Genomic DNA, 26,705 nt, shown 5'->3' with positions numbered 1-26,705 from the left:
TGCTAAAACGCGGGCAGTCCTTGTCTGCAAGGGGTTGCAACGTGGCATCACCACGCGTATAGGCAGCGCTCATTGTTCTGAAATAACCCACCGGATTCGCGGGTCACCCTCTCAGGGGCCCGCCGGTGCAAGGAAGGAAAGGAAGCGCCATGAGCGCCATCGAGCTTCGTGAGAAGACTCCGGACCAGCTTCGCGAGGAGCTGGCAGAGCTGAAGAAAGCGCAATTCAACCTGCGTTTTCAGCAAGCGACCGGTCAACTGGAAAACCCCGCACAGATCCGCGTCGCGCGCCGTCAGGCCGCCCGTGTGCTCACCGTGCTGAATGAAAAGGCTGCTGCGGCAGCGGCTTCGGAATAAGGGAAGACCCAGATGCCCAAACGTATCCTTCAAGGCGTCGTCACTTCGGCAGCCAACGAACAAACAGTCACCGTGTCGGTTGAACGTCGTTTCACGCACCCGGTTCTGAAAAAGACCATCCGTAAGTCCAAGAAATACCGGGCTCACGATGAACTGAACACCTACAAGACAGGTGATGCGGTCCGCATTCAGGAATGCGCTCCGAAATCCAAGACGAAACGCTGGGAAGTGATCGCCAGCTGATCGGAAAGGCCCGCCCGCAAGGGTGGGCCTGTTACCGTGAAGCCGGGCAACATTTCCCGGTTCAATCGAAACCCTGGGGCTCTGTTGATCATCAGAGCTTCCACAGGTCGGGAGAAACCACATGATCCAGATGCAGACCAATCTGGATGTCGCTGACAACTCCGGCGCTCGCCGAGTTCAGTGCATCAAGGTTCTGGGTGGCTCCAAGCGTAAGTACGCTTCGGTAGGCGACATTATTGTCGTCTCCGTCAAGGAAGCCATCCCGCGCGGCCGCGTAAAGAAAGGTGACGTCCGCAAGGCCGTCGTCGTACGCACCGCCAAAGAAGTTCGCCGTGAAGATGGCACCGCGATCCGCTTCGATCGCAACGCCGCCGTTATCCTGAACAACAACAACGAGCCCGTAGGTACGCGTATCTTCGGCCCGGTTGTTCGTGAGCTGCGTGCCAAGAACTTCATGAAAATCATCTCGCTGGCGCCGGAGGTGCTGTAATGGCTGCTAAACTCCGCAAAGGCGACACGGTCATCGTTCTGACTGGCAAGGACAAGGGCAAGACCGGCGCAATCGCGTCCGTCGATCCCAAGGCCGGCAAAGCCGTCGTCGAAGGCCTGAACATGGCAATCCGCGCGACCCGTCAGACACAGACGTCGCAGGGTGGCCGCATTCCCAAGGCAATGCCGATCGCCCTGTCGAACCTGGCACTTGTAGACGCAAACGGCAAAGCGACCCGCGTCGGCTTCAAAGTTGAAGACGGCAAGAAAGTCCGCGTTGCCAAGACCACGGGGGACGTGATCGATGCTTGATTCTGAGACCTACACCCCGCGTCTGAAGGTTCTGTTCGCCGACACCATCAAGGCCGCTCTCAAAGAAGAGTTCGGCTACAAGAACGACATGCAGATCCCGCGTCTGGACAAGATCGTTCTGAACATTGGTTGTGGCGCCGAAGCGGTCCGTGATTCCAAAAAAGCCAAATCGGCCCAGGAAGATCTGACCACTATCGCAGGCCAGAAGGCTCTCATCACTGTCGCCAAGAAATCCATCGCTGGTTTCCGCGTTCGTGAAGACATGCCGCTCGGCACCAAGGTGACCCTGCGCGGTGACCGCATGTACGAATTCCTTGATCGTCTGATCACGATCGCGATGCCCCGTATCCGCGACTTCCGCGGCGTTTCGGGCAAATCGTTCGACGGCCGTGGCAACTATGCCATGGGCATCAAGGAACATATCGTTTTCCCCGAGATCAACTTCGACAAGGTCGATGAAGTCTGGGGCCTCGATATCGTCATCGGCACCACCGCGAAAACCGACGCGGAAGCGAAGGCGCTGTTGAAACACTTCAACATGCCTTTCAACAGCTGATCGCGCGAGGGAGATAGATATGGCTAAAAAATCCATGATCGAGCGCGAGAAGAAGCGCCAGCACCTGGTGGAGCAATACGCCGCCAAGCGCGCCGCTCTGAAAGCGATCATCAACGATCAATCCAAGCCGATGGAAGAGCGTTTCCGCGCCACCCTGAAGCTTGCACAACTGCCGCGCAACAGCTCGGCCACGCGGCTGCACAACCGTTGCCAGCTGACTGGTCGTCCGCATGCTTACTACCGTAAGCTGAAAATGTCGCGGATCATGCTTCGTGAACTGGGCTCCAAGGGTGAAATCCCTGGCCTGGTCAAGTCGAGCTGGTAAGGAGGGCATAAGATATGAACGATCCTATCGGCGATATGCTCACCCGTATCCGCAACTCTCAGATGCGCGGCAAATCCGTGGTCTCCACGCCGGCTTCCAAGCTGCGCGCATGGGTCCTGGATGTGCTGGCGGACGAAGGTTACATCCGCGGCTATGAGAAGGGCACTGATGTCAACGGTCACCCGACCCTCGAAATCAGCCTGAAATACTTCGAAGGCACTCCTGTCATCCGCGAGATCAAACGGGTTTCGACCCCGGGTCGCCGCGTCTACATGAGCGTCAAAGACATCCCTTCGGTCCGTCAGGGCCTGGGCGTGTCGATTGTCTCCACGTCGCGAGGCGTGATGTCGGATGCAGCAGCACGTAGCGCCAATGTTGGCGGCGAAGTGCTCTGCACCGTATTCTAAGGAGGTCTGTTAATGTCTCGTATTGGTAAAAAACCTGTCGAGCTGCCCTCGGGCGTCACCGCGACGATCTCGGGCCAGACCGTTGAAGTGAAGGGGCCGAAAGGCACCCACTCCTTCACCGCTACGGACGATGTGACAATCGAGTCGGCAGACAACAAGGTTACCGTCACCCCGCGTGGCAAGTCCAAGCGCGCGCTCCAGCAATGGGGCATGTCGCGGACCGTGGTTTCCAACCTCGTCAAAGGTGTCACCGTCGGTTTCAAGAAAGAGCTTGAGATCGTCGGCGTTGGTTACCGGGCGCAGATGCAGGGCGACAAGGTCCTGAAGCTGAACCTGGGCCTCAGCCACGAAGTGAACTTCGATGTTCCGGAAGGGGTCACCGTGACCGCGCCGAAACCGACGCAGATCGTCGTCGAAGGCACTGATTCACAGCTCGTCGGCCAGGTTGCGGCTAATATCCGCGAATGGCGTCGCCCCGAACCCTACAAGGGCAAAGGCATCAAGTACAAAGACGAGTATATCTTCCGCAAGGAAGGTAAGAAGAAGTAAGGAACGCGAAAATGGCAAACAGCAAAAGAACCCTGTTTCTGAAGCGCCGCCTGCGCGTTCGGAACAAACTGCGGGCCGTGAATGCCGGGCGTCTTCGCCTGTCGGTTCACCGCTCCAGCAAGAACATCAGCGCACAGCTGATCGACGATGTGAACGGCGTCACCATTGCCGCGGCTTCTTCCCTCGAGAAGGATCTGGGCGTGGTTGGCAAGAACAACATCGAAGCGGCCACGAAAGTGGGCGCGGCCATTGCGGAGCGCGCCAAGAAGGCGGGCGTCGAAGAGGCTTATTTCGATCGCGGTGGTTTCCTCTTCCACGGCAAGGTGAAGGCTCTGGCCGACGCCGCGCGTGAAGGTGGGCTGAAAATCTAAGGACCGGTGCGCAGGCAACTGCGCGCAGGTACGACGATCCCGCAGGGTGCGTGGTTTTCCACGCACCCTGCACCATTCAAGAGGGCGCAAGCGCCCCGATGATCCGGGAGACACCCTCTCACCTGGATTGGGAAAACGGGGCAGGGCCGCAAGGTCAGTCCCCAGAAATACAAGGAAGCCACAATGGCAAGAGATGACAACCGAGGCCGCCGCGACCGCGACGAATCCCCGGAATTCGCAGATCGCCTCGTCGCGATCAACCGTGTGTCCAAGACCGTTAAAGGTGGTAAGCGCTTCGGCTTTGCCGCTCTGGTGGTTGTGGGCGACCAAAAAGGCCGCGTCGGCTTCGGCAAAGGCAAGGCGAAAGAGGTCCCCGAGGCCATTCGCAAAGCCACCGAGCAAGCCAAGCGTCAGATGATCCGCGTCGCTCTGCGCGAGGGTCGCACCCTGCACCACGACATCGAGGGCCGTCATGGCGCTGGTAAAGTGGTCATGCGCTCCGCTCCGACCGGTACCGGGATTATCGCAGGTGGTCCGATGCGTGCCGTTTTCGAAATGCTGGGCGTCCAGGACGTCGTTGCAAAATCGACCGGTTCGCAAAACCCCTACAACATGATCCGCGCGACGCTCGACGGTCTGACGAAAGAATCGTCGCCCCGTTCCGTCGCACAGCGTCGTGGCAAGAAAGTGGCCGACATTCTGCCCAAGCGTGACGAGGCCCCGGCCCAGTCCACGCAAGTGGCTGAAGAAGCGTAAGGAGGTTCCGACATGGCAACTATCGTCGTCAAACAGATCGGTTCCCCGATCCGCCGTCCCGCCAAGCAGCGCCAGACGCTGATCGGTCTCGGCCTGAACAAGATGCACAAAACCCGCGAGCTGGAAGACACACCTTCCGTGCGCGGCATGGTCAACTCGATCCCTCACATGGTGAAGATCATCGAGGAAAAGCCCTGATCTCTGACGGTCGGGTTCGTCCCGCCTGATGAACATCTTAAAGACGCCCCGATCGCAGGATCGGGGCGTTTTGCGTTGGAGGGGCCGCCCATTCCTTCGCACGTGCCGCGACGCGCTGATGCGGCACGCCGTCTGGTTCAACGAAAAACACCCCCGGATCTCTCCGGGGGTGCTTCAAAGCTTCAGGTGTTTGGTCGATCAGGCGGCGCGAGGGCTGCGGCGGCGTCCACCTTTGGCCGAATGGCCTTCGGATTTGCCAAAGCCGCCGCCGGGCTTGCCGCGACCGCCACCACCACCGGGGCCACCGCGGCCACGATTGCCGCCGCCGCCGCCCTTGCCACGTCCGCCACCGTTCTTGGATGCGCCGCCACGGACTTCCCAGGCTTCGCCACCGGCCACGGGAATATCCCGGCCCATGACCTTCTGGATGTCGCGCAGCTCGCCCATTTCGGCGGGGGCGCAATAAGCGATGGCGGTGCCTTCACGACCCGCGCGCGCTGTCCGCCCGATACGGTGGACATAATTGTCCGGCACGTTCGGCAGATCATAGTTGTAGACGTAACGCACTTCGGGGATGTCGATGCCGCGCGCGGCAACGTCCGTGGCAACCAGCACTTTCAGGTCGCCATTGCGGAACGCCTTCAGCGCCCGATCGCGCTGACCCTGGCTCTTGTTGCCATGGACGGACCCGGCGGAATAACCGGCGCGCTCAAGCTGGCTCATCAACCGTTCGGCGCCATGTTTGGTGCGCGAGAAGACCAGCGCAGCCTGGTCGCGGTGCTTGTCCAGGTGCTGGATCAGCAGCTGGGTCTTGTCGCCCTGCTGCACAAAGTGGATATACTGGTCGATCTTTTCGGCCGGTTTGCCCGGAGGGGCCGTCTCGACGCGCACGGCGTCGGTCAGGTAAGCCGACGAAATCTCGCCCATGTGCTTCGGCATGGTGGCCGAAAACAGCATGGTCTGGCGTTCCTTGGGCAGCAGCGGCGCGATGCGGCGCAGTGCGTGGATAAAGCCCAGGTCCAGCATCTGGTCAGCTTCGTCCAGCACCAGGAACTTGGTCTCGTCAAGGCGCACCGCGCGACGATCCAGCAGGTCGATCAGCCGGCCGGGGGTGGCGACCAGCAGGTCGGTGCCCTTTTGCAGCTTGCTGATCTGTGCATTGATCGAGGCGCCACCAACGACCAGCGTGATGCGGACCGAGGTGCCGTCAGCATAGGCGCGCAGGTTGTCCAGGATCTGTTTTGCCAGTTCGCGGGTCGGGGCAAGGATAAGGCCCCGCACGCCCTTGGGCTGCGGGCGGCCTTCCATGCGCAGCAGAGAGCTGAGCAGCGGCAGGCCAAAGGCAGCGGTCTTGCCGGTGCCGGTTTGGGCCAGACCCATCACGTCGCGGCCATTCATGGCGTGCGGGATGGCTTGTGTCTGGATAGGGGTGGGATCAGTGATGCCAAGCGTTTTCATGTTGGCGCAAAGGCGGGACGGCAGTCCCAGCATGTCGAAATCCAATAGATCGTCCTTCATCGCAGGCGGCACTATGCCACCCGCTTGCAAGCGGGCGCTTGGCCCTTGCAGGACAGCGCGTCACTCGTGGGTTACGCCCGAGACGAACCCCATGGCCGTATGCCGATGAGGTCTCCGGGCGCTGGACCCCCGCGTGAAATGGGAACCAATGTGTAGAAAAGCTGCCGGCGGGCAATCATGGCCCTGCGGCCTGCTCACGCGGCAGGAACGGCAGTGATGTTCATATGACGCCTCGCATCCCGATTGTCAATGCAGGTGCAGCATGTCCTGCCGCAGGCGCCGCCGCCAGCAGCGGCGGCCTGAGCGTTTGAGGGCCTGTTTGACGCGATATTCGGGCCGGAATAGCAAGAAAAGACGATTTTCCCGCAGGAAACGGATATTCACCATTTGATGAAAATACACCCTAAGGTAGAATTTTCCATGCTGGCCGCGCTTTTCGGAGGCGCATCACTTGGAACTCTACTACGATCTGAGCAAGGATGACCGCATCTTGGCCGTATGTGATGGCTGGGATGCCTTCGGTATGGCCAATGGCGGCAGCAAATTTGCGACGGATGTGATCGGTTATCCGGTCTGGAATTTCATTTCCGGTCTGGACACCCGCAGCTACATGAACTCGATCTTTTTCTTCTGCCGCAGTCAGGGCTGTCCATTGTCTGCCCTCTATCGTGCCGATTCCCCCGACATGATCCGGGTTTTCTGCATGTCGGTGGAGCCGCGCTCCGATGACGGGCTGCGCCTCCGGCACGAACTGGTGGCCGAAATGCCGCACTGGCATGAGGGGCGAAACCTGCGTCATCCGCGCGCGGTCGTGCAATGCAGTCAATGCCTGTCGGTACAGGCAGGGGCGACATGGCGGCCGGAGCCTGGCCGGGCCTTCCGCTCGCGCGAGGCGATATCCTACCAGGTCTGCCCGGATTGCCGGCACCATCTGTCGCGTCAGATCGACACGGCGATGCGGACCAGTCCGGATCGGGCGGCGGCATCAGGCCGGCTATTGGCGTAACGCTGCGGGCCGATGGCTGTCGGTGTGCCAAGAAACAGGGCGGACAACAGGCACGCTTGGGTCGCAAGGACCTGTCTGGACAGGGCTGTGCGCCGCTGATCCGCTAAACCCGCTTGATCCGGGACATGTCAGCGTCTATACGCCCCGGGTGGCCTGTTTCGGGCCGGAATCAAAACCAAAAAATGCCGTGTCTGTCCATTCCGCTTCGGGGGCAGTTCCGGCTTAGGAGAAGCGATATGAAACTGAACGAACTGCGCGACAATCCCGGCGCAACCAAGAAACGCATGCGCGTTGGCCGTGGCCCGGGTTCGGGCAAAGGTAAAATGGGTGGTCGTGGTATCAAAGGTCAGAAATCCCGTTCGGGTGTTTCGATCGGCGGCTACGAAGGCGGCCAGATGCCCCTCTACCAACGTCTGCCGAAACGTGGCTTCAACAAGCCGAACCGGAAAGAATTCGCCGTCATCAACCTTGGCCTGATCGCCAAGTTCGTTGAAGCTGGCAAGATCGACGCTTCCGCACCCGTGACCGAAGATGTCCTGGTTGCTTCCGGCGCTGTCCGTCGCAAACTCGACGGGATCCGGGTTCTGGCCAAGGGCGATTTCGCCACTGCGCTGAACCTCGAAGTGACCGGCGCCTCGAAGTCGGCCGTCGAGGCCGTCGAAAAGGCTGGCGGTTCGCTGAAGGTGGCCGCAGCCGCCGCGGAATAATTAGGTTGTGGGCGGCGTCCGCGCCGCTTACCTAACCGTTAGTTTTCCAAGAAACGCCGCCGAGCCGGAAAACGGCCCCGGCGGCGTTCATGCATAAGAGAGAGCCTTATGGTATCTGCAGCAGAACAGATGGCGGCCAACACCTCCTGGGCCGCGCTCAGCAAGGCGACAGACCTGCGCAAGCGGATCTTCTTCACCATTGGCCTTCTGATCATCTGCCGTCTGGGCACCTATATTCCCGTTCCCGGCATTGATGGCGCAGCGCTTCGCAACTTCATGGAAGGGGCGGGGCAGGGGATCGGCGGCATGCTGTCGATGTTCACCGGCGGCGCGCTCGGTCGGATGGGGATCTTTGCCCTCGGCATCATGCCCTACATTTCCGCCTCGATCATCGTCCAGCTGATGACCTCCATGGTCCCGGCGCTGGAACAGCTGAAGAAGGAAGGCGAGCAGGGTCGCAAGAAGATCAACCAGTACACGCGCTATGGCACCGTGATCCTGGCGACGCTTCAGGCCTACGGTCTGGCCGTGTCGCTCGAATCGGGGGATCTTGTCAGCGATCCGGGCCTGTTCTTCCGGGTCGAGTGTCTGATCACGCTGGTCGGCGGCACCATGTTCATGATGTGGCTGGGCGAACAGATCACTGCACGCGGCATCGGCAACGGCATCTCTCTGATCATCTTTGTCGGCATCATCGCTGAAATTCCTGCTGCCTTGGCACAGTTCTTTGCTTCGGGCCGCTCGGGCGCCATCAGCCCCGCCGTGATCATCGCCGTGATCGTTCTGGTCATCGCCACCATTGCCTTCGTCGTCTTCATGGAACGCGCCCTGCGCAAGATCCATATCCAGTACCCGCGCCGTCAGGTCGGCATGAAGGTCTATGATGGCGGGTCGTCGCACCTGCCGATCAAGGTGAACCCGGCCGGCGTCATTCCCGCGATTTTTGCCAGCTCGCTGCTGCTGCTGCCTGTCACGATCTCGACCTTCTCCGGCACGGATACCAGCCCGGTGATGTCGACGCTTCTGGCATATTTCGGGCCCGGTCAGCCGCTCTACTTGCTGTTCTTCATCGCGATGGTCGTCTTCTTCGCGTATTTCTACACCCATAACGTCGCCTTCAAGACCGAGGACGTGGCTGACAACCTCAAGAACCAGAACGGTTTCATTCCGGGCATCCGTCCGGGCAAGAAGACCGCTGAGTACCTTGAATACGTCGTGAACCGCATCCTGGTGATGGGCGCCGCCTACCTGGCCGCTGTCTGTCTGCTGCCTGAGGTTCTGCGCGGCCAGCTGGCCATCCCGTTCTATTTCGGGGGCACATCGGTGCTGATTGTCGTCTCGGTGACGATGGACACGATCCAGCAGGTGCAATCGCATCTTCTCGCGCATCAATACGAAGGGCTGATTGAAAAATCCCAGCTGCGCGGCAAAGGTAAACGAAAGGCACGCAAAGGAGGGGCAGCGCGTCGATGAACATTATACTTCTTGGACCGCCGGGGGCAGGCAAGGGCACCCAGGCACGCATTCTGATGGACGAACGGGACATGATCCAGCTCTCCACCGGTGACATGCTGCGCGAAGCGCGCAGCTCGGGCACCGAGATGGGTAAGATCGTCGCCGACGTGATGGACAGCGGTGCGCTGGTCACGGACGAGATCGTCATCGGTCTGATCCGTGAAAAGCTGGAAGGCGACAAGAAGGGCGGTTTCATCTTTGACGGCTTCCCGCGCACGCTGGCACAGGCCGACGCGCTTGAAGGGCTGTTGTCCGACATGGGCGAAACCCTGGATGCCGTGATCGAACTGCGCGTCCGTGACGAGGCGCTGGTGGATCGTATCGTTCACCGTGCCACCTGCGGCAATTGCGGCGAAGTCTACCACGACAAGACCAAGCCGATTCCCGAAGATGGCAAATGTGCTGTCTGCGGCGCGACGGATTTCAAACGCCGGGCGGATGACAACGAGGAGAGCCTCAAGACCCGCCTGATGGAATATTACAAGAAAACCTCACCGCTGCTTGGCTACTATCATGCCAAGGAAAAGCTGGAACGTGTTGACGGCCTGGCCGAAATGCACGTGGTCAAGGCCGCGATCGGCGCGATCCTCGACGCCTGATACCATTCTCGGGGGCGGTTCTGCCGCCTCCGGCTACGACGGCGTCGCCTCAGCCGGATGCGACAGGCGCTGGCAGCTGCGTGCAAGACCTGATCGCCTCTGCTGCGCTCCTCTGCCGGGCTAAAATCTCTCCCTCGTACCTCCCCCGAATCTGCGCGAATGCCGTAAGGGATGCAAAAGGGGTTGACGCTTCGCGCTTTCCCAAATACCCAGCCCTATCTCGTGTGCAAGGTGATTCCGGTCGCCTGACATGATACCGCCGAATACGACCCTGGCCCGCTGGCACCTGCCTCGGGTCATGTGTTGTGAAAAAAGGTTCTGGTGCTACGGAACCGCAACAATAAGGAAGACGAAACATTGGCACGTATTGCCGGCGTTAACATCCCGACTGCAAAGCGGGTTCCCATCGCCCTCACCTACATCACCGGGATCGGCCCGTCCTCGGCGCGCGCAATCTGCGAAGCCGTGAACATCGATCTCACCCGTCGCGTCAACGAACTGTCTGACGCCGAAGTGCTGTCCATCCGTGAACACATCGACGCCAACTTCACCGTCGAAGGCGATCTGCGCCGTGAGACGCAGATGAACATCAAGCGTCTGATGGATCTCGGCTGCTACCGTGGCCTGCGCCACCGTCGCAACCTGCCGGTTCGCGGTCAGCGTACCCATACCAACGCCCGCACCCGCAAGGGCCCGGCAAAAGCCATTGCCGGCAAGAAGAAGTAAGGGAGCGCAACAGATATGGCACGTGATACCCGTCGTGGGGCCAAGAAAAAGGTCTCCAAGAACATCGCAGCTGGCGTCGCACATGTGAACTCCAGCTTCAACAACACCAAGATCCTGATCTCTGACGTGCAGGGCAACGCCATTTCGTGGTCGTCCGCTGGCACCATGGGCTTCAAGGGCTCGCGTAAATCCACGCCCTATGCTGCTCAGATGGCTGCGGAAGATGCCGCCAAGAAAGCACAGGAACACGGCGTGAAAACGCTGGAAGTCGAAGTTCAAGGCCCCGGTTCGGGTCGTGAATCGGCTCTGCGCGCCTTGGCTGCTGTTGGTCTCAACATCACCTCGATCCGTGACGTGACCCCGATCGCGCACAACGGCTGCCGTCCGCCGAAACGTCGCCGGGTCTGATCCGTACTGGTCTTTGAAGGGGGCTGCGCAGTTCGCGCGGCCTCTCTTTCGTCATTTTAACCTCGGGAGTTCCAGCCCTCGGACATGGGGCCGGAACAGGAATTGAGGAGACACGCATGATCCATAAAAATTGGGCCGAGCTGATCAAACCAACGCAGCTTGACGTCAAGCCGGGCAACGACCCGACCCGTCAGGCCACCGTTGTCGCGGAGCCGCTGGAGCGGGGCTTTGGCCTGACGCTCGGCAACGCGCTGCGTCGCATCCTGATGTCTTCGCTGCAAGGCGCTGCCATCACGTCCGTGCAGATCGACAACGTGCTGCACGAATTCTCGTCCGTTGCGGGCGTGCGCGAAGATGTGACAGACGTCGTTCTGAACCTCAAGGGTGTGTCCCTGCGCATGGAAGTCGAAGGCCCGAAACGGCTGTCGATCAATGCCAAGGGTCCGGGCGTCGTGACCGCTGCCGACATCACCGAAACGGCTGGCATCGAAGTGCTCAACAAAGAGCACGTGATCTGCCACCTCGATGATGGCGCCGACCTGTTCATGGAACTGACCGTGGACACCGGCAAGGGCTACGTCGCAGCCGACAAGAACAAACCCGAGGATGCGCCCATCGGCCTGATTCCGATCGACGCGATCTACTCGCCGATCAAGAAGGTGTCCTATGACGTTCAGCCCACCCGCGAAGGCCAGGTGCTGGACTATGACAAGCTGACGCTGAAGGTTGAAACCGACGGTTCGATCACCCCGGATGATGCCGTGGCCTATGCCGCGCGTATCCTTCAGGACCAGCTGTCGATCTTCGTGAACTTCGAAGAACCCGAGAGCGCCTCGCGTCAGGACGACGATGACGGTCTGGAATTCAACCCGCTGCTGCTCAAGAAAGTAGACGAGCTGGAGCTTTCCGTCCGATCTGCGAACTGCCTCAAGAACGACAATATCGTGTATATTGGCGATCTGATCCAGAAAACCGAAGCCGAGATGCTGCGCACCCCGAACTTCGGCCGCAAGTCGCTGAACGAGATCAAGGAAGTCCTGTCCGGCATGGGTCTGCACCTCGGCATGGATGTCGAGGACTGGCCGCCAGACAATATCGAAGACCTGGCGAAGAAGTTCGAAGACCACTTCTAAGTCGCCATCAAGAGTTCGGGATGGGGCGGTTCGCTGCCCCTCCTGACGGTTCTGGCGGAAAGAAACACGCAATGTGTTAATCTCCGCCCTTGCCGACATCGCACAGACGGTTGACCGTCAAGATACCGACGTTATACCGACGTGCGATTCCGGGGCTTTTTCGGCTTCGTTAATCAGACTGGGCATTCCGCCCCAAGGAGAGTGATCCGCTCGCATGGATCACCGGACAAAGCAAAACCGCCCGTAGAGGGCAATAGGAGTAAGACACATGCGTCACGCACGAGGCTACCGCCGCCTGAACCGCACCCATGAACACCGCAAGGCGCTGTTCGCGAACATGGCCGGTTCGCTGATCGAACACGAACAGATCAAGACCACCCTGCCGAAAGCAAAAGAACTGCGCCCGATCGTTGAAAAACTGATCACGCTGGCGAAAAAGGGTGACCTTCATTCCCGCCGCAACGCCGGTTCGCGCCTCAAGCAGGACGTGCTGGTTGCCAAGCTGTTCGAAGTTCTCGGCCCGCGCTACAAGGACCGTCAGGGTGGCTATGTCCGCATCATGAAAGCGGGCTTCCGCTATGGTGACATGGCACCGATGGCGATCATCGAGTTCGTTGACCGCGATCTCGATGCCAAGGGCAAAGCCGACAAGGCTCGCCTGGAAGCATATGAAGACGTTGAGTAATTATCGAACCTGAGCGCCGTCGCATTGACGCTGCCTCACGATGGTTTGAACCAAACCCCCGGTCCCAAGGGCCGGGGGTTTTGCTTTGTCCCAGGTCGCCACCTTGCCTTTTGCCGCGCCGCTCCGCATATCTTCGGGGTCGCCATCCATCTCAGGAAAGGCCCTCATGACCTTGATCTCTCGCCGACCGTTCCGCAGCTCCGCTCTCGCGTCCGCCCTACTGGCGCTTCTCGCGCTTGGCCCGGGCGGGCCGCTGACGGCACCACCGGCGATGGCGCAGACACGCGTACCCGCATCGCAGGCCGAAATTTCGCTGGGCTTTGCGCCGCTGGTCAAGGAGGCCACGCCGGCAGTCGTCAACATCTATGCCAAGCGGGTCGTGGCAACACGCCAGTCACCTTTCGCAAATGATCCCATCTTCTCGGAATTCTTCAAGAATTTTGGGCAGGTCCGGCCACAGGTGCAAAATTCGCTCGGTTCCGGTGTCATCCTGTCCGATGATGGATACGTCGTCTCGAATTACCACGTCGTCGGTCAGGCAGATGAGATCCGCGTGGTGCTGAATGACCGGCGCGAGTTTAATGCCAAGGTATTGTTGGCAGACGAAAATTCCGACCTCGCCATTCTCAGGTTGGAGGGTGTCAAGGACCTGCCGCATCTCTCCCTGCGCGACAGTGACTCGGTCGAGGTCGGAGAACTGGTTCTGGCCATCGGTAACCCCTTCGGCGTCGGTCAGACCGTCAGTTCCGGCATCGTGTCAGGGCTGGCGCGGTCGGGCACCGCAACCGGCAGCGAGCGTGGGTATTTCATCCAGACAGATGCACCGATCAACCCGGGCAACTCTGGCGGCGCGCTGATCGATGTCAACGGCGACCTGATTGGGGTGAATACCTCAATCCTCAGTCGCTCGGGTGGGTCCAACGGGATTGGTTTTGCGATCCCTGCCGCGCTGGTGCGTCAGTTCCTGGATCAGTCACGCGCCGGCAATGACCACTTTGAACGCCCCTGGGCTGGCATGTCCGGGCACCCGGTCGATCTGGACATGGCCGAGGCGTCCGGGCTGGATCGGCCCGAAGGTATGGTGATCGACGCGCTTCACGCGGAAAGCCCTTTTGCGAACAATGGGTTCAAGCCGGGGGACATCATTCTTGCGGTTGATGGCAAGCCGATCTCCAGCCCGGCCGAGATGGTCTATCGCATGACGGTCACGGGGCTGGGCGGGCAGGCCGTGGTGACGCGGCTCAGTGGCGGCACGCGCAAGGACATTTCGGTGCCGATGATCGTCGCGCCGGAAGATCCCGCGCGTGATCCCCTGAAAACGGGAGAGGAGACAGCAGTTCCGGGTATGACGCTGATCAATATCAACCCGGCCGTGATCAACGAATTCCAGCTTCAATTGTCGGCGCGCGGCGTCATGATCGAAGAGCCTGGCCGTATCGGACAGCGTGCGGGCCTCAGGGCGGGTGACACGATCCTTTCGATCAACGGAACGGATATCGACACCCCGCAAACCGCTGACGCGGCGCTGCGCAATCCCGGGCGGACCCTGGAGTTGAGCCTGCTGCGCGACGGCAAGACAGCCACCATGCGGTTCCGGCTCTGAATGGCGGATCTGTTTGATAACGGCGCCCCGCGATCCGAGGGGGCCGACGGTGGTGCCCCGCGTCCGCTGGCCGACCGGTTGCGCCCACAAACGCTGGCCGAGGTGATTGGCCAGCAGCAGGTGATCGGCCCGGATGCGCCCCTGACGGTCATGCTCGAGGCTGGGTCCCTTGGCTCCATCATCTTCTGGGGGCCGCCGGGTACCGGCAAGACCACGATCGCGCGTCTCCTCGCGCATGAAACAAACCTGCATTTTGTTCAGATAAGCGCCATTTTCTCTGGCGTGGCAGATCTGAAAAAGGTCTTTGAGACGGCGCGGCAGCGGCGCCGTACAGGGCAGGGCACGTTGTTGTTCGTGGACGAGATCCACCGTTTCAACAAGGCGCAGCAGGATGGTTTTCTGCCACATATGGAGGATGGCACCATCCTGTTGGTTGGTGCCACTACGGAAAACCCCTCGTTCGAACTGAACGCCGCCTTGTTGTCACGCGCGCAGGTGCTGGTGCTGGAGCGCCTGTCATTCGACGACCTCGAACATCTCGCTCAGCGTGGCGAAGCGGCACTTGGTCGACCGCTCCCGCTTGAGCCTGCCGCGCGCGAAGCCCTGATCGGCATGTCCGATGGCGATGGCCGGGCCTTTCTGAACCTGTTCGAACAGGTCGCGGCCTGGAAGGTCAAGGCGCCGCTTGGCCCGGATGAACTGGCCAAGCGCCTGATGCGGCGGGCCGCAAAGTACGACAAGAACGGTGATGAACATTATAACCTGATATCGGCGTTGCACAAATCAGTGCGCGGAAGTGATCCGGATGCGGCGCTATACTGGTTCGCGCGTATGCTGGAGGGGGGAGAAGACCCCCGCTTTCTGGCGCGTCGGATCACGCGCATGGCGGTCGAGGATATCGGTATGGCCGACCCGCAGGCGCAAACGATCTGCCTCGACGCATGGCAGGTGTACGAACGCCTTGGCAGCCCAGAGGGAGAGCTGGCGCTGTCGCAGGCGTTGATCTACCTCGCCTTGGCGCCGAAATCGAACGCCGGATATGCGGCCTACAAGCAAGCGCGTGCCGCCGCGCGCAAGACCGGCAGCGCGATGCCGCCCAAGCATATCCTGAACGCGCCAACCCGCCTGATGGAGGAGCAGGGTTATGGCAAGGGGTACAACTACGATCACGACGCAGAGGATGCCTTTTCGGGGCAGAACTATTTTCCCGAGGGGATGATGCGGCCGGACTTTTATCAGCCGGTCGAGAGGGGGTTTGAGCGGGATCTGCGCAAACGTCTCGAGTATTTTGAAAAGTTGCGGGCCAAGCGCGCCGGCGGCGGTGAGGACTAGGTCAAAAGCCCGCCGCGCCTTGACAACAAGGGGCTTCCGCGCGACAGACGCCTGATGATCCTGACTGTATTCCAAGTGGCCCTCGGCGGCGCTATCGGCGCGTCCCTTCGTTATCTATCGGGCGTTGCAATCCTGCGCCTGGTCGGATCGGCCCTGCCTATTCCGCTTGGCGTGCTGTTCGTCAACGTCCTCGGCTCGTTTCTGATGGGCGCGCTGGTCGTCTTCATCGGGCAGAAAGAGCTGACCCATCTGAACCCGTTGCTGGCGACGGGTGTCTTGGGTGGTTTCACGACGTTCTCGTCCTTCTCCCTCGAAGCGTATAACCTGTTCGAGCGGGGGCATATGGCGGCTGCGGCGACCTATGTCGGATTGTCTTTGGTCCTGTCCCTGTTGGCGATTGTCCTGGGCTTCACTTTCATGCGGGCGGTTTTGTCATGAGCGGCGTACAAACACAGACGGTTGCGGCCGAAGACGATGGAATGCGGATCGACCGCTGGTTGCGGCGTGCGTTCCCCCAGCTTGGTCAGGCACGCATTGAAAAGATGTGCCGCAAGGGCGAACTGCGGGTCGACGGGGGCCGCGTGAAAAGCAATCACCGCCTTGCGCCGGGGATGGAGCTGCGCATTCCGCCGCTGCCTGATACAGATGAACGCCCCACGACAGCCCCTGTCACGCGCCGGATTTCGGCTGAAGACGAAGAGATGATCAAGTCCTGCGTGATCTATCGCGATGACCACATCATTGCCTTGAACAAGCCCCCCGGTTTGCCGGTTCAGGGTGGCAGCAAGCAGACACGGCACGTCGATGGCATGTCAGAGGTGCTGAAGTTCGGGTACGAGGAAAAACCCCGCCTGGTGCACCGGCTGGACAAGGATACCTCTGGTTTGCTGCTGCTGGCCCGCACTCGGGAATCTGCGCAAAAGCTGACGGCGGCCTTTCGGTCGCGTGAGACACGCAAGATTTACTGGGCGTTGGTGGCCGGCGTGCCTACGCCGTACATGGGGACGATCAGCTATGGCCTGGTCAAGGCGCCGGGGCATGGCAAGGATGGCGAGGGGGAAAAGATGCTCTGCGTGCATCCTCGGGCCGTCGATGACACGCCGGGCGCCAAGCGGGCGGTGACCGACTATGCCGCGCTGTGGCGGCTTGCGCAGCGCGCCACCTGGGTGGCACTGGTCCCCGTTACCGGGCGCACCCACCAGCTTCGCGCCCACATGGCAGAGATTGGCCACCCGATTATCGGGGATGGTAAATATGGCGGGTCTGGCCAGGAAAACCTTGGGGACGGTTGGGGGGCCCAGCTCGGCGGCGACATCAGCCGCAAGTTGCACCTGCACGCCCGGTCGCTGCGCCTGAAACATCCCTTTACAGGCAAGGAATTGTTCCTTGAGGCCCCCCTGTCCGAGCACATGTCACGCACTTGGAAATCCTTTGACTGGTCGGAAAAGGACGCTGCGGTCGATCCGTTCGAGGGCCAGGAATGAGCGATTTGAAGCGCGCACCCGATGCGCAAATGCGGCTTGTGATCTTTGACGTCGATGGCACCCTTTCGGACAGCCAGCTTGATATCATCGGGTCGATGACCGACGCTTTCGTGGCCGAAGAGCTGACCGTGCCGACCCGTCATGAGATTCTGGGCATTGTCGGGCTGTCGCTTGAGGTTGCGATGCCGTTGCTGGCGCCTGAGGTTCCGGACGCGACAATCGACAGGTTGGTCGCGGCCTACAAGGCTGCATATATGCAGCGTCGGTTAGACGCGGGTGCCGCGCATTCTCCGCTCTATCCAGGCGTGCGTGATCTTGTCGAGGCGCTGGCCGCCGAGCCGGAAACGCTGTTGGGTATAGCGACTGGCAAATCCCGGCGCGGGTTGGTGGCGCTGCTCGAAAACCACGGCCTCAGCGGGGCATTTCAGACGATTCAGGTCGCCGACGACCATCCGTCGAAACCGAACCCGTCCATGATCCTCGCGGCGTTGGCAGAAACCGGGGTCGCTCCGGATCGGACCGTGATGGTCGGGGATACCCAATTCGATATCGACATGGCCAAGGCCTCCGGCATCCGCACGATTGCTGTCAGCTGGGGATATCACCCTGTGACCAAGCTGTCGCACGCCGATCTGCTGGTCGATGACGCCACGGCGCTGCGCAAAGCCATCGACACCCTGACATAAAGGAGCACCGGATGAGCGAGTGGAAAGCCCGCAGGTTCTGGACAACAGCCGAGGTGGCCGAGCAGGGCGACGGTTACAGCGTTCTGCTCGACGGTCGCGAGGTCAGAACCCCTGCAAAAGCCGCCCTTATCCTGCCAAGCCGTGCCTTGGCCTCGCAAATCGCGGCTGAATGGCAAGCGCAGGAAGGCACGATCGAGCCGCTTTCGATGCCACATACCCGCACGGCGAACTCTGCGATCGACAAGGTGATGCCGCAACATGCCGAAGTCGCGGCCTTGCTCGCTGACTACGGTGACAGCGACCTGCTTTGTTATCGTGCCGACAGCCCTGCGGAACTGGTGGAACGCCAAAAGGCGGCCTGGGATCCCATGCTTGACTGGGCAGCCGAGACCCTGGGGGCACGTTTGTTGCCCCGTACTGGCGTGATCCACCAACCCCAGGACCCACAGGCTGTCGCGCTTCTTTCGCGTCGGATCGGTGCGCTATCGGCATTCGAACTGGCGGCTTTCCACGATCTTGTCAGCTTGACGGGATCACTTGTGCTGGGTTTTGCGGCATTTTTGAATGCGGCGCCGACAAATCGTATCTGGGAAATATCCCGTATCGACGAATTCTGGCAGCAAGAGCAGTGGGGCGTCGATGACGACGCACAGGACGTTGCCGAAAGGAAAAGTGTCGCGTTTCAACACGCGAAGCATTTCGTCGATCTGGCACGCAGCGATTCCTGAACGCTTCACGACGTTTAAGGCAACTACAGGTTTGCCATTATCGTCGCCATCCGTGGGCATCTGCATCGGTGATCGTTTACTTTTCGTTATGTCGCCCTTGACCACATGCGATGAATAAGCACACACTTTAGGCACTGTTGGGGGGAGCACCCTTAACGACTTTCGCTCACGGCCCCCTTCGGGTCGTAAACCGCCAAACTTCAAAAGGCGGATAATCAGGAAGAGGTAAACATGAAGAAAACCGTATTTCTTGGCGCGTTGACCGTTGCTGGTCTGGCCGCCGGCGTAGCCGGCGCTGCCACTCTGGATGACGTCAAAGCACGCGGCAAACTGAACTGCGGCGTCACCACCGGCCTCGTGGGGTTTGCAGCCCCCGATGCGAACGGCGAATGGACTGGCTTTGACGTCGGCGTTTGCCGTGCCGTCGCAGCGGCCGTTCTGGGTGATCCCAAAGCAGTCGAGTTTGTTCCGACAACCGGCAAGACCCGCTTCACGGCGCTCGCATCTGGCGAAGTCGATCTGCTGGCCCGTAACACGACCTGGACCTTCTCGCGCGATGTCGACCTGAAGTTCACCTTCGTGGGCGTCAACTACTACGATGGCCAGGGCTTCATGATTCCCAAGGCACTGGGCGTCAGCTCGGCCAAGGAACTCGATGGCGCAACCGTCTGCATCCAGACCGGCACCACGACCGAGCTCAACCTTGCTGACTACTTCCGCAAGAACAACATGAACTACGAGCCGGTGCCGATCGAAACCAACGCAGAGGCGCAGCAGCAATTCCTTGCTGGCGCCTGTGACGTCTACACCACCGATGCTTCGGGCCTGGCCGCAACCCGCGCCACATTCGAGAACCCCGGCGATTACGTACTGCTGCCGGAAATCATCTCGAAAGAGCCGCTTGGTCCCCTTGTCCGTCACGGCGATGACGAATGGGCAGACATCACGATGTGGACGCTGAACGCACTGATCTCGGCAGAAGAGCTGGGCGTCACCTCGGCAAACGCGTCCGACATGGGTGCCGAAGCTGGCAACAACCCGGAAATCAATCGTCTGCTCGGCACCGAAGGCAGCCTGGGCGCGATGTTCGGTCTCAGCGATGACTGGGCCAAGAACGCGATCCTGGCCGGTGGCAACTACGGCGAACTGTTTGAAAAGAACATCGGCGAGAACACCCCGATCGGTCTGGCGCGTGGTTTGAACGCACAGTGGACCGAAGGCGGCCTGATCTACTCGCCGCCGTTCCGCTAAGAACGACGGAGAAGGGCGCGGATAACACCGCGCCCTTCTACCATCTGCCCCTCGGGGTGCATCAATGACCGGCCCCACGCGCGAAGACGCACTACAAAAACGGGCCGGATCACGGGGAACATCTGACCATGACAACTCTCACCGACCCGCCGGCGGAGTCGTTCAAGCTATCCATGCTTGTGTACGACACCCGGTATCGCTCAATCACTTTCCAGATTCTGGCGCTTGTCGCGGTGTTGCTGCTTTTTGGCTGGCTGACGATGAACACGGCGCAGAACCTGAATGATCTGGGCAAGGAACCGTCGTTCAGCTTTCTCGGCGAATCTGCCGGCTACGACATCAACCAGCGCCTGATCGATTATTCGTCTCAATCCACCCATCTGCGCGCCGCTTTCGTCGGCCTGCTGAACACTTTGCTGGTTGCGGCCATGGGCTGCGCGACGGCAACGGTCATCGGCGTCATCGTCGGTGTGCTGCGCCTATCGGGCAACTGGTTGGTCGCGCGCCTGATGACGGTCTACGTCGAGATGTTCCGCAATGTGCCCGTGCTGATGTGGATCGTTCTCTGCATGGCCATCCTGATCGAGGCGATGCCCCCGCCAAGCGCCTTTCGCGGCGACGATCCCGACGCCACGATGAAGCTCTTCGATTCCGTGGCCATCACCAACCGCGGCGTCTACATTCCCGAACCGCTGTTTTCCCGCTCTCTGGGCGATTTCCATGTCGGTGCGGCGTTTGACGTCAGCATCAACCTCATCGCGATCCTGATCGTGCTGGGGGCGTCGATTTTCGTCGCCCGCGGTATTGCCCGCCGGGCTGACGCCAAGCAGGAAGCAACCGGCCTGCGGCCCCGTACATGGCACACGCGCCTTGCCGTGATCGTGCTGCCGACAGTCGTGTTGCTGGCAATTCTGGGCTTTCACCTTGGTTACCCCGAGTTGAAGGGCTTCAACTTTGCCGGCGGGACCTACATGCGCAACTCGCTGATCGCGCTTTGGCTGGCATTGTCGCTCTATACCGCAGCTTTCATAGCAGAGATCGTGCGTGCGGGTATTCTTGCCATTTCCAGTGGCCAGACCGAGGCCGCGGCTGCCTTGGGCCTCAGAAACAATCGCATCATGTCGCTGGTGGTCTTGCCGCAGGCGATGCGGGTCATCATCCCGCCGCTGATCTCTCAGTACCTCAACCTGACCAAGAACTCCTCGCTGGCGATTGCCGTGGGGTACATGGATATCACGGGCACCTTGATGGGCATCACCCTGAACCAGACCGGCCGGGAGCTCGAGACTGTCCTGCTGGGGATGCTCGTCTATCTCGCGATCAGCCTGATCATTTCCGGTGTGATGAACTGGTACAACAACCGCGTCAAACTGGTGGAGCGTTAAGATGGCTGACACACACGCAGAGACCGTTCTTTTCGTTCGCGACACAATGCTGCCGCAGCAGGAGCCGCCGCTTTCGACCGTTGGCCCGGTCGGCTGGGCGCGCACGAATCTGTTCTCCGGTTGGCTGAACACCATCATCACGATTGTCGCACTGCTATTCGTGATCAACCTGATCGCGCATCTTCTTCCTTGGTTCATTTCCGGCACCTGGAATGCGACCTCGCTGAACGATTGCCGCGAAATGATGGCTGCGGTCGGAAATGAGCAGGGTGGAGCCTGCTGGGGCGTCATCCGTGAACGCTGGCCGCAGTTGATGTTCGGTTTCTACCCGGCCGAGCTTTACTGGAGGCCAGTTCTGGTTCTTGTACTGCTGTTCGTTGCTTTGGCACCGATCTTGTTCGCGGACCGGACCCCGACAAGGATGCTGGGCTTTACCGCTGTCTTTCCGTTCCTCGGGGCATGGCTGCTCTGGGGCGGCACGATTTGGAACCCCATCACCGCCCTTCTGGGGTTCGTGGTCGGATACGTGGTTTTCAGCCTCGTTTCCAAGGTGGTGAACGCCGGCGTGTCGTTGTTTGTGGCGGTGGTCGCCTCTGTCATCTGGTGGACCACTCTGGCGGGCTATGTCGTGCTTGGCTTGTCGGCAATTGCGCCCTTGGCCATCGCATCGGTTCAAAGCCGCGAATTCGGTGGCTTTTTGCTGTCGATTACCATCGGCGTTACGGCGATCATGTTTTCGCTGCCCATCGGTATCCTTCTTGCACTCGGGCGGCGTTCTCACCTGCCGCTGGTCAAGGCACTCTGCGTCGGGTTCATCGAATTCATTCGCGGGGTCCCTCTGATCACCCTGCTGTTTGTCGCCTCGACCCTGCTGAACATCTTCCTGCCGCCGGGCACGAACTTCGACATCATTCTGCGGGTCATGATCATGACCACGCTTTTCGCTTCGGCCTACATGGCAGAAGTGGTGCGTGGGGGGCTCGCCGCCCTCGGCAAGGGCCAATACGAAGGCGCCGATTCACTCGGCCTTGATTACTGGCAGGCGCAGCGGCTGATCATCATGCCCCAGGCCTTGAAAATCTCGATCCCGGGTATCGTTTCGACGTTCATCGGTGTGTTCAAGGATACCACCCTGGTTTCGATCATCTCGATGTTCGATCCGCTGGGGCTGGCCAACGCGATCCGTGCCGATGCCAGCTGGAACGGCATCTACTGGGAGCTGTTCATCTTCATCGGCGCCATCTTCTTCATCTTCTGTTTCTCCATGTCCCGCTACTCGATGTATCTGGAGCGCAAGCTTCAGACCGGGCATCGCTAAGAGGTATCCATCATGACTGACACCGCTTTTGACACGACGCCCGCAATTGACCCTGCCGCACTGAAAGTGTCGGACGAAGTCGCGATCGAAATCAGCAACATGAACAAATGGTACGGGTCGTTCCATGTGCTGCGTGACATTGACCTGACGGTTCACCGGGGAGAGCGCATTGTCATCGCAGGCCCGTCCGGGTCGGGAAAATCCACGATGATCCGCTGTATCAACAGACTTGAGGAACATCAGTCCGGCAAGATTATCGTCGACGGCACCGAACTGACCAGCGACCTCAAGAACATCGACAAGATCCGGTCAGAGGTCGGCATGTGCTTTCAGCACTTCAACCTTTTCCCGCATCTGACGATCCTGGAAAACTGCACACTCGCTCCGATTTGGGTTCGCAAGACCCCCAAGAAGGAAGCGGTCGAGACCGCGATGCACTTCCTGGAAAAGGTGAAGATCCCGGATCAGGCCAACAAGTACCCCGGCCAGTTGTCGGGTGGTCAGCAACAGCGGGTGGCGATTGCCCGTTCCCTCTGCATGAAACCGCGGATCATGTTGTTCGACGAACCGACATCTGCGCTCGACCCGGAGATGATCAAGGAAGTCCTCGATACCATGATCGAGTTGGCGCAAGAGGGCATGACGATGATTTGCGTGACACACGAGATGGGCTTTGCCCGTCAGGTCGCCAACCGTGTCATCTTCATGGACCAGGGGCAGATCGTGGAGCAGAACGAGCCGGAGGAGTTTTTCAACAATCCCCGGTCGGAACGCACCAAGCTGTTCCTCAGCCAGATTCTCGGTCACTGATCAGCGACGAATCGACTGTGATTTGGCGATCCCGCCCGGAGCGATCCGGGCGGGCTTTGCTTTCCGGCAAAACCCAATGACTTTGCGTCAGTCGATCAAGTCACGTGGCACGATGAAATCCACCGTGATCGCCTGATTGAATGCAAGCACTGACCAATCTGGAACGGGGCAGTCGGCCACCAAGGTCGCGCCCGTCGGGAAATCCTCAAATCGGGGATGCGCGGGGCGGCTGGTGATCAGTCGGTTCGCAAAGTCGCACATGCCGGGGTTATGCGCGATCAGCAGCACGCAGGCGCCGCTGGCCTGTCGCAGTGCGGCCATGATCGCCGCAGGGCCTGCATTGTAGAGGGTCGCGGTGAACTGGGGGTTTGCGGCTGATTTCAATGCAGAAAATGTCTCTCGCGTCCGACGTGCGGTCGAGACGAGCGCCTCATCGGCCTCATATCCGCGGGTATGAAGCCAACTGCCAAGCGCCGCCGCCGACTTTGCCCCACGTTCATTCAACGGACGATCGTGATCGGGCTGGCCAGACAGGGCCCAGCTTGATTTGGCATGCCGCATCAGAATCAAGCGCTTCGTCATACATTGCCGCCCTAATTCGGTCGTCATATGGCACGCTCAGGCCACGTGGCCTGAGCGTGCCTCGTCATCGCGGCGGTCAGACCGCGCGGATCATCGAGCCTGCACCATGCTCCGTGAACAGTTCAAGCAGCACGGCATTTGGGGCACGTCCGTCCAGGATCACGACCGCGCGCACGCCACCCTCGATCGCCGCCAGGGCCGTTTCTGTCTTGGGGATCATGCCGCCGGCGATGGTGCCATCTTCGGTCATGTCGCGGATCTGCTGTGCACTCAGGGCGGTGACGACTTCACCTTCCTTGTTTTTCACGCCTGCAACGTCTGTCAAAAGCAACAGGCGATCCGCTTTCAGCGCTGCGGCGATAGCCCCCGCGGCCGTATCGCCGTTGATGTTGAACGTCTCGCCGTTGCGGCCCATGCCAATGGGCGCGATGACGGGAATAATATCGCTGCGGAACATCGAATGCAGGATCGTCGTGTCGATTTCGTCAGGTGTCCCCACCAAACCCAGCTCGGGGTCGGTCTGGGTGCAGATCATCATGTTGGCATCCTTGCCAGATAACCCCACGCCCTTGCCGCCCTGTTCATTCAGCGCCTGAACGATCCGCTTGTTTACCTGGCCAGACAGGACCATCTCGACCACCTGCATTGTTGCGGCGTCGGTGACACGCTTGCCACGCACGAACTCGCTCTTGACCGCCAGCTTCTCCAGCATCTCGTTGATCATCGGCCCGCCGCCATGCACGATAACCGGGTTCACCCCGACCTGCCGCATCAGCACGCAGTCACGCGCAAAGGTCGACATCGCCTCGTCGTCGCCCATAGCATTGCCGCCAAACTTCACCACGACGATGGCACCCTCGTAGCGCTGCAAATAGGGCAAAGCCTCCGACAATGTACGGGCGGTCGCGATCCAGTCTCGGTTCATGGCTGTCTGCTTCTTCATCTATCGTGTCCTCGTTGCATCCGCTTGATACGCGCAAGGGCGCGCTATGCCAAGCCCGCCGGCTGCTGACGCGATTGTGCCGCCATTACTGGTAACGGCGGTTTTTGTATTTCAAGGGGCCTCAACCGCTCTGGGATGATTGTTTCAAATTCCGGCGAATGACCGCCGTGTTCCGATGCGGCGTTCAGCGCAAAGTGGCCTATGCAGTGGCGACCGATAGGTTGCCTATGGAACTTCGCCGCAATCTGGGTGGTTTATGCCTCGAACGCGGAACAACACGCGTTGGAAGTGCTTCGGGGACAGGCCCGCGGCTGGGGCGCCAGCCCCAATGGAAAATTCAGGAGACAACAATGCTTCGCAATAAAGTCATCGCAGCAGTCGCCACGGTCGTCGTGGCAGGTCCGGCATTCGCAGGATCCTATGCACCAGCACCCGCTGAACCCGTCGTCATGGCACCCGCACCCGCACCGGTCTATACCGGCGGCGACTGGACCGGTGGCTACGGCGGTCTGAGCCTCGGCTACGGCGATTTCGAAGCCGGTGACGATTCGAGCGACGGCATGATCTACGGCCTGCACGCAGGCTACGATTATGACTTCGGTTCGTTCGTCATGGGTGGCGAAGTCGAGTACCAGCAACACGACTTCGACTCGACCGGCGGCCTTGATTCCGATTCCACAACCCGTCTGAAAGTGCGCGCTGGCTATGACGCTGGCTCGACGCTGATCTACGGCGTTGCAGGCGGCGTTCAAGCCGATACGAACATGGGTACCGACACGGGTTACACCGTTGGTCTGGGCGCAGAATACAAAGTCACCGACAACGTCAGCGTTGGCGCGGAATACCTCTACGACGACATTTCCGACGTGAACGGCTCGGGCGAAGATTACACGGGCAACTCGATTGCAGCCCGCGTGAACTACCGCTTCTGATCTGACGATCTGAGACATCTTTCCGCAAGGAAAGCAAACAGGTCCGAGCGTGATCGCTCGGGCCTGTTTCGTTTTCGGACTTTCTGGTCGTCAAAGACCTGTCGCGCTCCGGAAACGTAAAACTTCGCGTAAGAGTTGAACTTTGTGTGAGGTGCCTGCGTTAATCAATTATGAAACGCACAGCGCACATCCTCCTCACGGTTTTGACCCCTCTGGCATTTCTTGCCAGCTCTGGTGGCGCTTTGGCTCAGCAGACGTCATGGACGGGGGCGTATCTCGGTGGCGATCTTGGTCTTACACTTGGCAATAGCAATGACGTCAGCCGTAGTTTGCATTTTGGCGTCAACCGCCAGATTGATCGAACGGTACTGGGTGCTGAAGTTGAATACATCGAAACGGACATCGGCACGCCGGTCGGCCCCATCGATGACATGACCGTCGCCAAGCTGCGGGCAGGGCGGGCAAGCGGTAAGACGATGTACTACGCCGTGGCAGGCGGTGTGCAGGCCCGTGGGCGCTATGGCAGCGAGGTCGGCTATGTCGTGGGGATTGGGGCGGAATACGCTATCTCGTCGAAGCTGTCTGCCGGCGGGGAATTCATGCACCAGGGTTTTTCGGATTTTGCCAACACCGGCAGTCTGGGCGTAAATACATTGACGGCCCGCGTCAGCTATCACTTCTGACACGCTTTCCGACTTTGATTAGGTAGAGTGGCTCGACCCGAGGAGCCTGTAGGAGAGTGGTGTGATACGACTCCGATGGGCTTTCTATGGCCCGGCGCAGCTGATCTCA

The 26,705-nt window shown here is 60.1% G+C and carries 34 protein-coding genes; 31 read left to right on the top strand and 3 right to left on the bottom strand.

Annotated features, from left to right (window positions below):
- The first annotated feature begins 149 nt into the window (after nucleotides 1-149).
- The 11 genes from rpmC (at nucleotide 150) to rpmD (ending at nucleotide 4,562) form a co-directional block, all read left to right on the top strand.
- Nucleotides 150-356: a 50S ribosomal protein L29 gene (gene rpmC, locus DL237_RS07740; protein WP_119398474.1), complete on the top strand. Its 207-nt coding sequence runs from the start codon at nucleotides 150-152 to the stop codon at nucleotides 354-356.
- A gap of 12 nt (nucleotides 357-368) precedes the next feature.
- Nucleotides 369-599 carry a 30S ribosomal protein S17 gene (gene rpsQ, locus DL237_RS07735; protein ID WP_119398473.1) on the top strand — a complete coding sequence of 77 codons (231 nt, stop codon included), beginning with the start codon at nucleotides 369-371 and terminating at the stop codon, nucleotides 597-599.
- A 121-nt stretch (nucleotides 600-720) separates the two neighbouring features.
- On the top strand, nucleotides 721-1,089 hold the full coding sequence (rplN, locus tag DL237_RS07730) for a 50S ribosomal protein L14 (RefSeq protein ID WP_005621870.1): 369 nt from the start codon (nucleotides 721-723) through the stop codon (nucleotides 1,087-1,089).
- Nucleotides 1,089-1,400, top strand: a complete 312-nt coding sequence (gene rplX, locus DL237_RS07725; RefSeq protein WP_119398472.1) for a 50S ribosomal protein L24 — start codon at nucleotides 1,089-1,091, stop codon at nucleotides 1,398-1,400. The genes rplN and rplX overlap by 1 nt, the downstream gene beginning before the upstream one ends.
- The gene (gene rplE, locus DL237_RS07720) at nucleotides 1,393-1,956 is read left to right on the top strand and encodes a 50S ribosomal protein L5 (protein ID WP_119398471.1); all 564 of its coding nucleotides are present in this window, start codon (nucleotides 1,393-1,395) and stop codon (nucleotides 1,954-1,956) included. Before rplX ends, rplE begins: the two co-directional genes overlap by 8 nt.
- Before the next feature lie 19 nt (nucleotides 1,957-1,975).
- Nucleotides 1,976-2,281, top strand: coding sequence for a 30S ribosomal protein S14 (gene rpsN, locus DL237_RS07715; RefSeq protein WP_119398470.1), 306 nt, complete (start codon nucleotides 1,976-1,978; stop codon nucleotides 2,279-2,281).
- Between the two features lie 14 nt (nucleotides 2,282-2,295).
- On the top strand, nucleotides 2,296-2,688 hold the full coding sequence (gene rpsH, locus DL237_RS07710) for a 30S ribosomal protein S8 (protein WP_119398469.1): 393 nt from the start codon (nucleotides 2,296-2,298) through the stop codon (nucleotides 2,686-2,688).
- 12 nt (nucleotides 2,689-2,700) lie between these two features.
- The gene (gene rplF / locus DL237_RS07705) at nucleotides 2,701-3,237 is read left to right on the top strand and encodes a 50S ribosomal protein L6 (protein WP_119398468.1); all 537 of its coding nucleotides are present in this window, start codon (nucleotides 2,701-2,703) and stop codon (nucleotides 3,235-3,237) included.
- Between the two features lie 11 nt (nucleotides 3,238-3,248).
- Entirely contained in the window at nucleotides 3,249-3,608 is a 360-nt protein-coding gene (gene rplR / locus DL237_RS07700; protein ID WP_119398467.1) for a 50S ribosomal protein L18, read from the top strand.
- A gap of 183 nt (nucleotides 3,609-3,791) precedes the next feature.
- Nucleotides 3,792-4,364 (top strand): 30S ribosomal protein S5, encoded by a 573-nt coding sequence (gene rpsE / locus DL237_RS07695; RefSeq protein WP_119398466.1) that lies wholly within the window; start codon nucleotides 3,792-3,794, stop codon nucleotides 4,362-4,364.
- A 12-nt stretch (nucleotides 4,365-4,376) separates the two neighbouring features.
- The gene (gene rpmD / locus DL237_RS07690; protein WP_119398465.1) at nucleotides 4,377-4,562 is read left to right on the top strand and encodes a 50S ribosomal protein L30; all 186 of its coding nucleotides are present in this window, start codon (nucleotides 4,377-4,379) and stop codon (nucleotides 4,560-4,562) included.
- Between the two features lie 198 nt (nucleotides 4,563-4,760).
- Here rpmD and DL237_RS07685 read toward each other — a convergent pair whose 3' ends face one another.
- A complete protein-coding gene (locus tag DL237_RS07685) occupies nucleotides 4,761-6,080 on the bottom strand; it encodes a DEAD/DEAH box helicase (protein WP_233544897.1) in 1,320 nt (439 codons plus the stop codon).
- A gap of 451 nt (nucleotides 6,081-6,531) precedes the next feature.
- Between DL237_RS07685 and DL237_RS07680 the strand changes: the two genes are divergently transcribed.
- From DL237_RS07680 to DL237_RS07595, 18 genes are all read left to right on the top strand, one after another.
- Nucleotides 6,532-7,086, top strand: coding sequence for a hypothetical protein (locus DL237_RS07680; RefSeq protein ID WP_119398464.1), 555 nt, complete (start codon nucleotides 6,532-6,534; stop codon nucleotides 7,084-7,086).
- Nucleotides 7,087-7,322: 236 nt separating this feature from the next.
- On the top strand, nucleotides 7,323-7,793 hold the full coding sequence (gene rplO / locus DL237_RS07675; protein ID WP_119398463.1) for a 50S ribosomal protein L15: 471 nt from the start codon (nucleotides 7,323-7,325) through the stop codon (nucleotides 7,791-7,793).
- Nucleotides 7,794-7,901: 108 nt separating this feature from the next.
- On the top strand, nucleotides 7,902-9,266 hold the full coding sequence (gene secY, locus DL237_RS07670; protein WP_119398462.1) for a preprotein translocase subunit SecY: 1,365 nt from the start codon (nucleotides 7,902-7,904) through the stop codon (nucleotides 9,264-9,266).
- A complete protein-coding gene (locus DL237_RS07665; protein WP_119398461.1) occupies nucleotides 9,263-9,907 on the top strand; it encodes an adenylate kinase in 645 nt (214 codons plus the stop codon). Before secY ends, DL237_RS07665 begins: the two co-directional genes overlap by 4 nt.
- A 357-nt stretch (nucleotides 9,908-10,264) precedes the next feature.
- Complete coding sequence (gene rpsM / locus DL237_RS07660; protein ID WP_119398460.1) at nucleotides 10,265-10,633, top strand: 30S ribosomal protein S13; 369 nt, start codon at nucleotides 10,265-10,267, stop codon at nucleotides 10,631-10,633.
- 15 nt (nucleotides 10,634-10,648) lie between these two features.
- A complete protein-coding gene (gene rpsK / locus DL237_RS07655; protein ID WP_119398459.1) occupies nucleotides 10,649-11,041 on the top strand; it encodes a 30S ribosomal protein S11 in 393 nt (130 codons plus the stop codon).
- 116 nt (nucleotides 11,042-11,157) lie between these two features.
- The gene (locus DL237_RS07650; RefSeq protein ID WP_119398458.1) at nucleotides 11,158-12,174 is read left to right on the top strand and encodes a DNA-directed RNA polymerase subunit alpha; all 1,017 of its coding nucleotides are present in this window, start codon (nucleotides 11,158-11,160) and stop codon (nucleotides 12,172-12,174) included.
- A gap of 268 nt (nucleotides 12,175-12,442) precedes the next feature.
- The gene (rplQ, locus tag DL237_RS07645; RefSeq protein ID WP_119398457.1) at nucleotides 12,443-12,859 is read left to right on the top strand and encodes a 50S ribosomal protein L17; all 417 of its coding nucleotides are present in this window, start codon (nucleotides 12,443-12,445) and stop codon (nucleotides 12,857-12,859) included.
- Between the two features lie 166 nt (nucleotides 12,860-13,025).
- Nucleotides 13,026-14,462, top strand: coding sequence for a trypsin-like peptidase domain-containing protein (locus DL237_RS07640; RefSeq protein ID WP_119398456.1), 1,437 nt, complete (start codon nucleotides 13,026-13,028; stop codon nucleotides 14,460-14,462).
- Complete coding sequence (locus DL237_RS07635; protein WP_119398455.1) at nucleotides 14,463-15,794, top strand: replication-associated recombination protein A; 1,332 nt, start codon at nucleotides 14,463-14,465, stop codon at nucleotides 15,792-15,794. It begins immediately after the preceding gene.
- Between the two features lie 54 nt (nucleotides 15,795-15,848).
- Nucleotides 15,849-16,232 carry a fluoride efflux transporter CrcB gene (gene crcB, locus DL237_RS07630; protein ID WP_119398454.1) on the top strand — a complete coding sequence of 128 codons (384 nt, stop codon included), beginning with the start codon at nucleotides 15,849-15,851 and terminating at the stop codon, nucleotides 16,230-16,232.
- Nucleotides 16,229-17,278 carry an RluA family pseudouridine synthase gene (locus DL237_RS07625; protein ID WP_119398453.1) on the top strand — a complete coding sequence of 350 codons (1,050 nt, stop codon included), beginning with the start codon at nucleotides 16,229-16,231 and terminating at the stop codon, nucleotides 17,276-17,278. Before crcB ends, DL237_RS07625 begins: the two co-directional genes overlap by 4 nt.
- A complete protein-coding gene (locus DL237_RS07620) occupies nucleotides 17,275-17,964 on the top strand; it encodes an HAD-IA family hydrolase (RefSeq protein ID WP_233544896.1) in 690 nt (229 codons plus the stop codon). The genes DL237_RS07625 and DL237_RS07620 overlap by 4 nt, the downstream gene beginning before the upstream one ends.
- 11 nt (nucleotides 17,965-17,975) lie before the next feature.
- Nucleotides 17,976-18,692 (top strand): ATP12 family chaperone protein, encoded by a 717-nt coding sequence (locus tag DL237_RS07615; RefSeq protein WP_119398452.1) that lies wholly within the window; start codon nucleotides 17,976-17,978, stop codon nucleotides 18,690-18,692.
- Nucleotides 18,693-18,923: 231 nt separating this feature from the next.
- On the top strand, nucleotides 18,924-19,943 hold the full coding sequence (locus DL237_RS07610) for an amino acid ABC transporter substrate-binding protein (protein WP_119398451.1): 1,020 nt from the start codon (nucleotides 18,924-18,926) through the stop codon (nucleotides 19,941-19,943).
- Nucleotides 19,944-20,071: 128 nt separating this feature from the next.
- A complete protein-coding gene (locus tag DL237_RS07605) occupies nucleotides 20,072-21,328 on the top strand; it encodes an amino acid ABC transporter permease (protein WP_119398450.1) in 1,257 nt (418 codons plus the stop codon).
- Between the two features lies 1 nt (nucleotide 21,329).
- Nucleotides 21,330-22,646: an amino acid ABC transporter permease gene (locus tag DL237_RS07600; RefSeq protein WP_119398449.1), complete on the top strand. Its 1,317-nt coding sequence runs from the start codon at nucleotides 21,330-21,332 to the stop codon at nucleotides 22,644-22,646.
- A 12-nt stretch (nucleotides 22,647-22,658) separates the two neighbouring features.
- Nucleotides 22,659-23,456 (top strand): amino acid ABC transporter ATP-binding protein, encoded by a 798-nt coding sequence (locus tag DL237_RS07595; protein ID WP_119398448.1) that lies wholly within the window; start codon nucleotides 22,659-22,661, stop codon nucleotides 23,454-23,456.
- Between the two features lie 87 nt (nucleotides 23,457-23,543).
- Here DL237_RS07595 and DL237_RS07590 read toward each other — a convergent pair whose 3' ends face one another.
- Nucleotides 23,544-24,038, bottom strand: a complete 495-nt coding sequence (locus DL237_RS07590; protein WP_119398447.1) for a SixA phosphatase family protein — start codon at nucleotides 24,036-24,038, stop codon at nucleotides 23,544-23,546.
- 76 nt (nucleotides 24,039-24,114) lie between these two features.
- Nucleotides 24,115-24,981, bottom strand: coding sequence for an acetylglutamate kinase (gene argB, locus DL237_RS07585; protein WP_119398446.1), 867 nt, complete (start codon nucleotides 24,979-24,981; stop codon nucleotides 24,115-24,117).
- Nucleotides 24,982-25,331: 350 nt separating this feature from the next.
- Between argB and DL237_RS07580 the strand changes: the two genes are divergently transcribed.
- Together DL237_RS07580 and DL237_RS07575 are read left to right on the top strand one after the other, a co-directional pair.
- The gene (locus DL237_RS07580; RefSeq protein ID WP_119398445.1) at nucleotides 25,332-25,913 is read left to right on the top strand and encodes an outer membrane protein; all 582 of its coding nucleotides are present in this window, start codon (nucleotides 25,332-25,334) and stop codon (nucleotides 25,911-25,913) included.
- A 170-nt stretch (nucleotides 25,914-26,083) separates the two neighbouring features.
- A complete protein-coding gene (locus DL237_RS07575; protein ID WP_147405318.1) occupies nucleotides 26,084-26,596 on the top strand; it encodes an outer membrane protein in 513 nt (170 codons plus the stop codon).
- The last annotated feature ends 109 nt before the right edge of the window (nucleotides 26,597-26,705 follow it).

Origin of the sequence: Pseudooceanicola sediminis, assembly GCF_003575965.1 — a bacterium.
GTDB lineage: Bacteria > Pseudomonadota > Alphaproteobacteria > Rhodobacterales > Rhodobacteraceae > Pseudooceanicola > Pseudooceanicola sediminis.
This window is presented reverse-complemented; position numbering and strand designations above follow the sequence as displayed.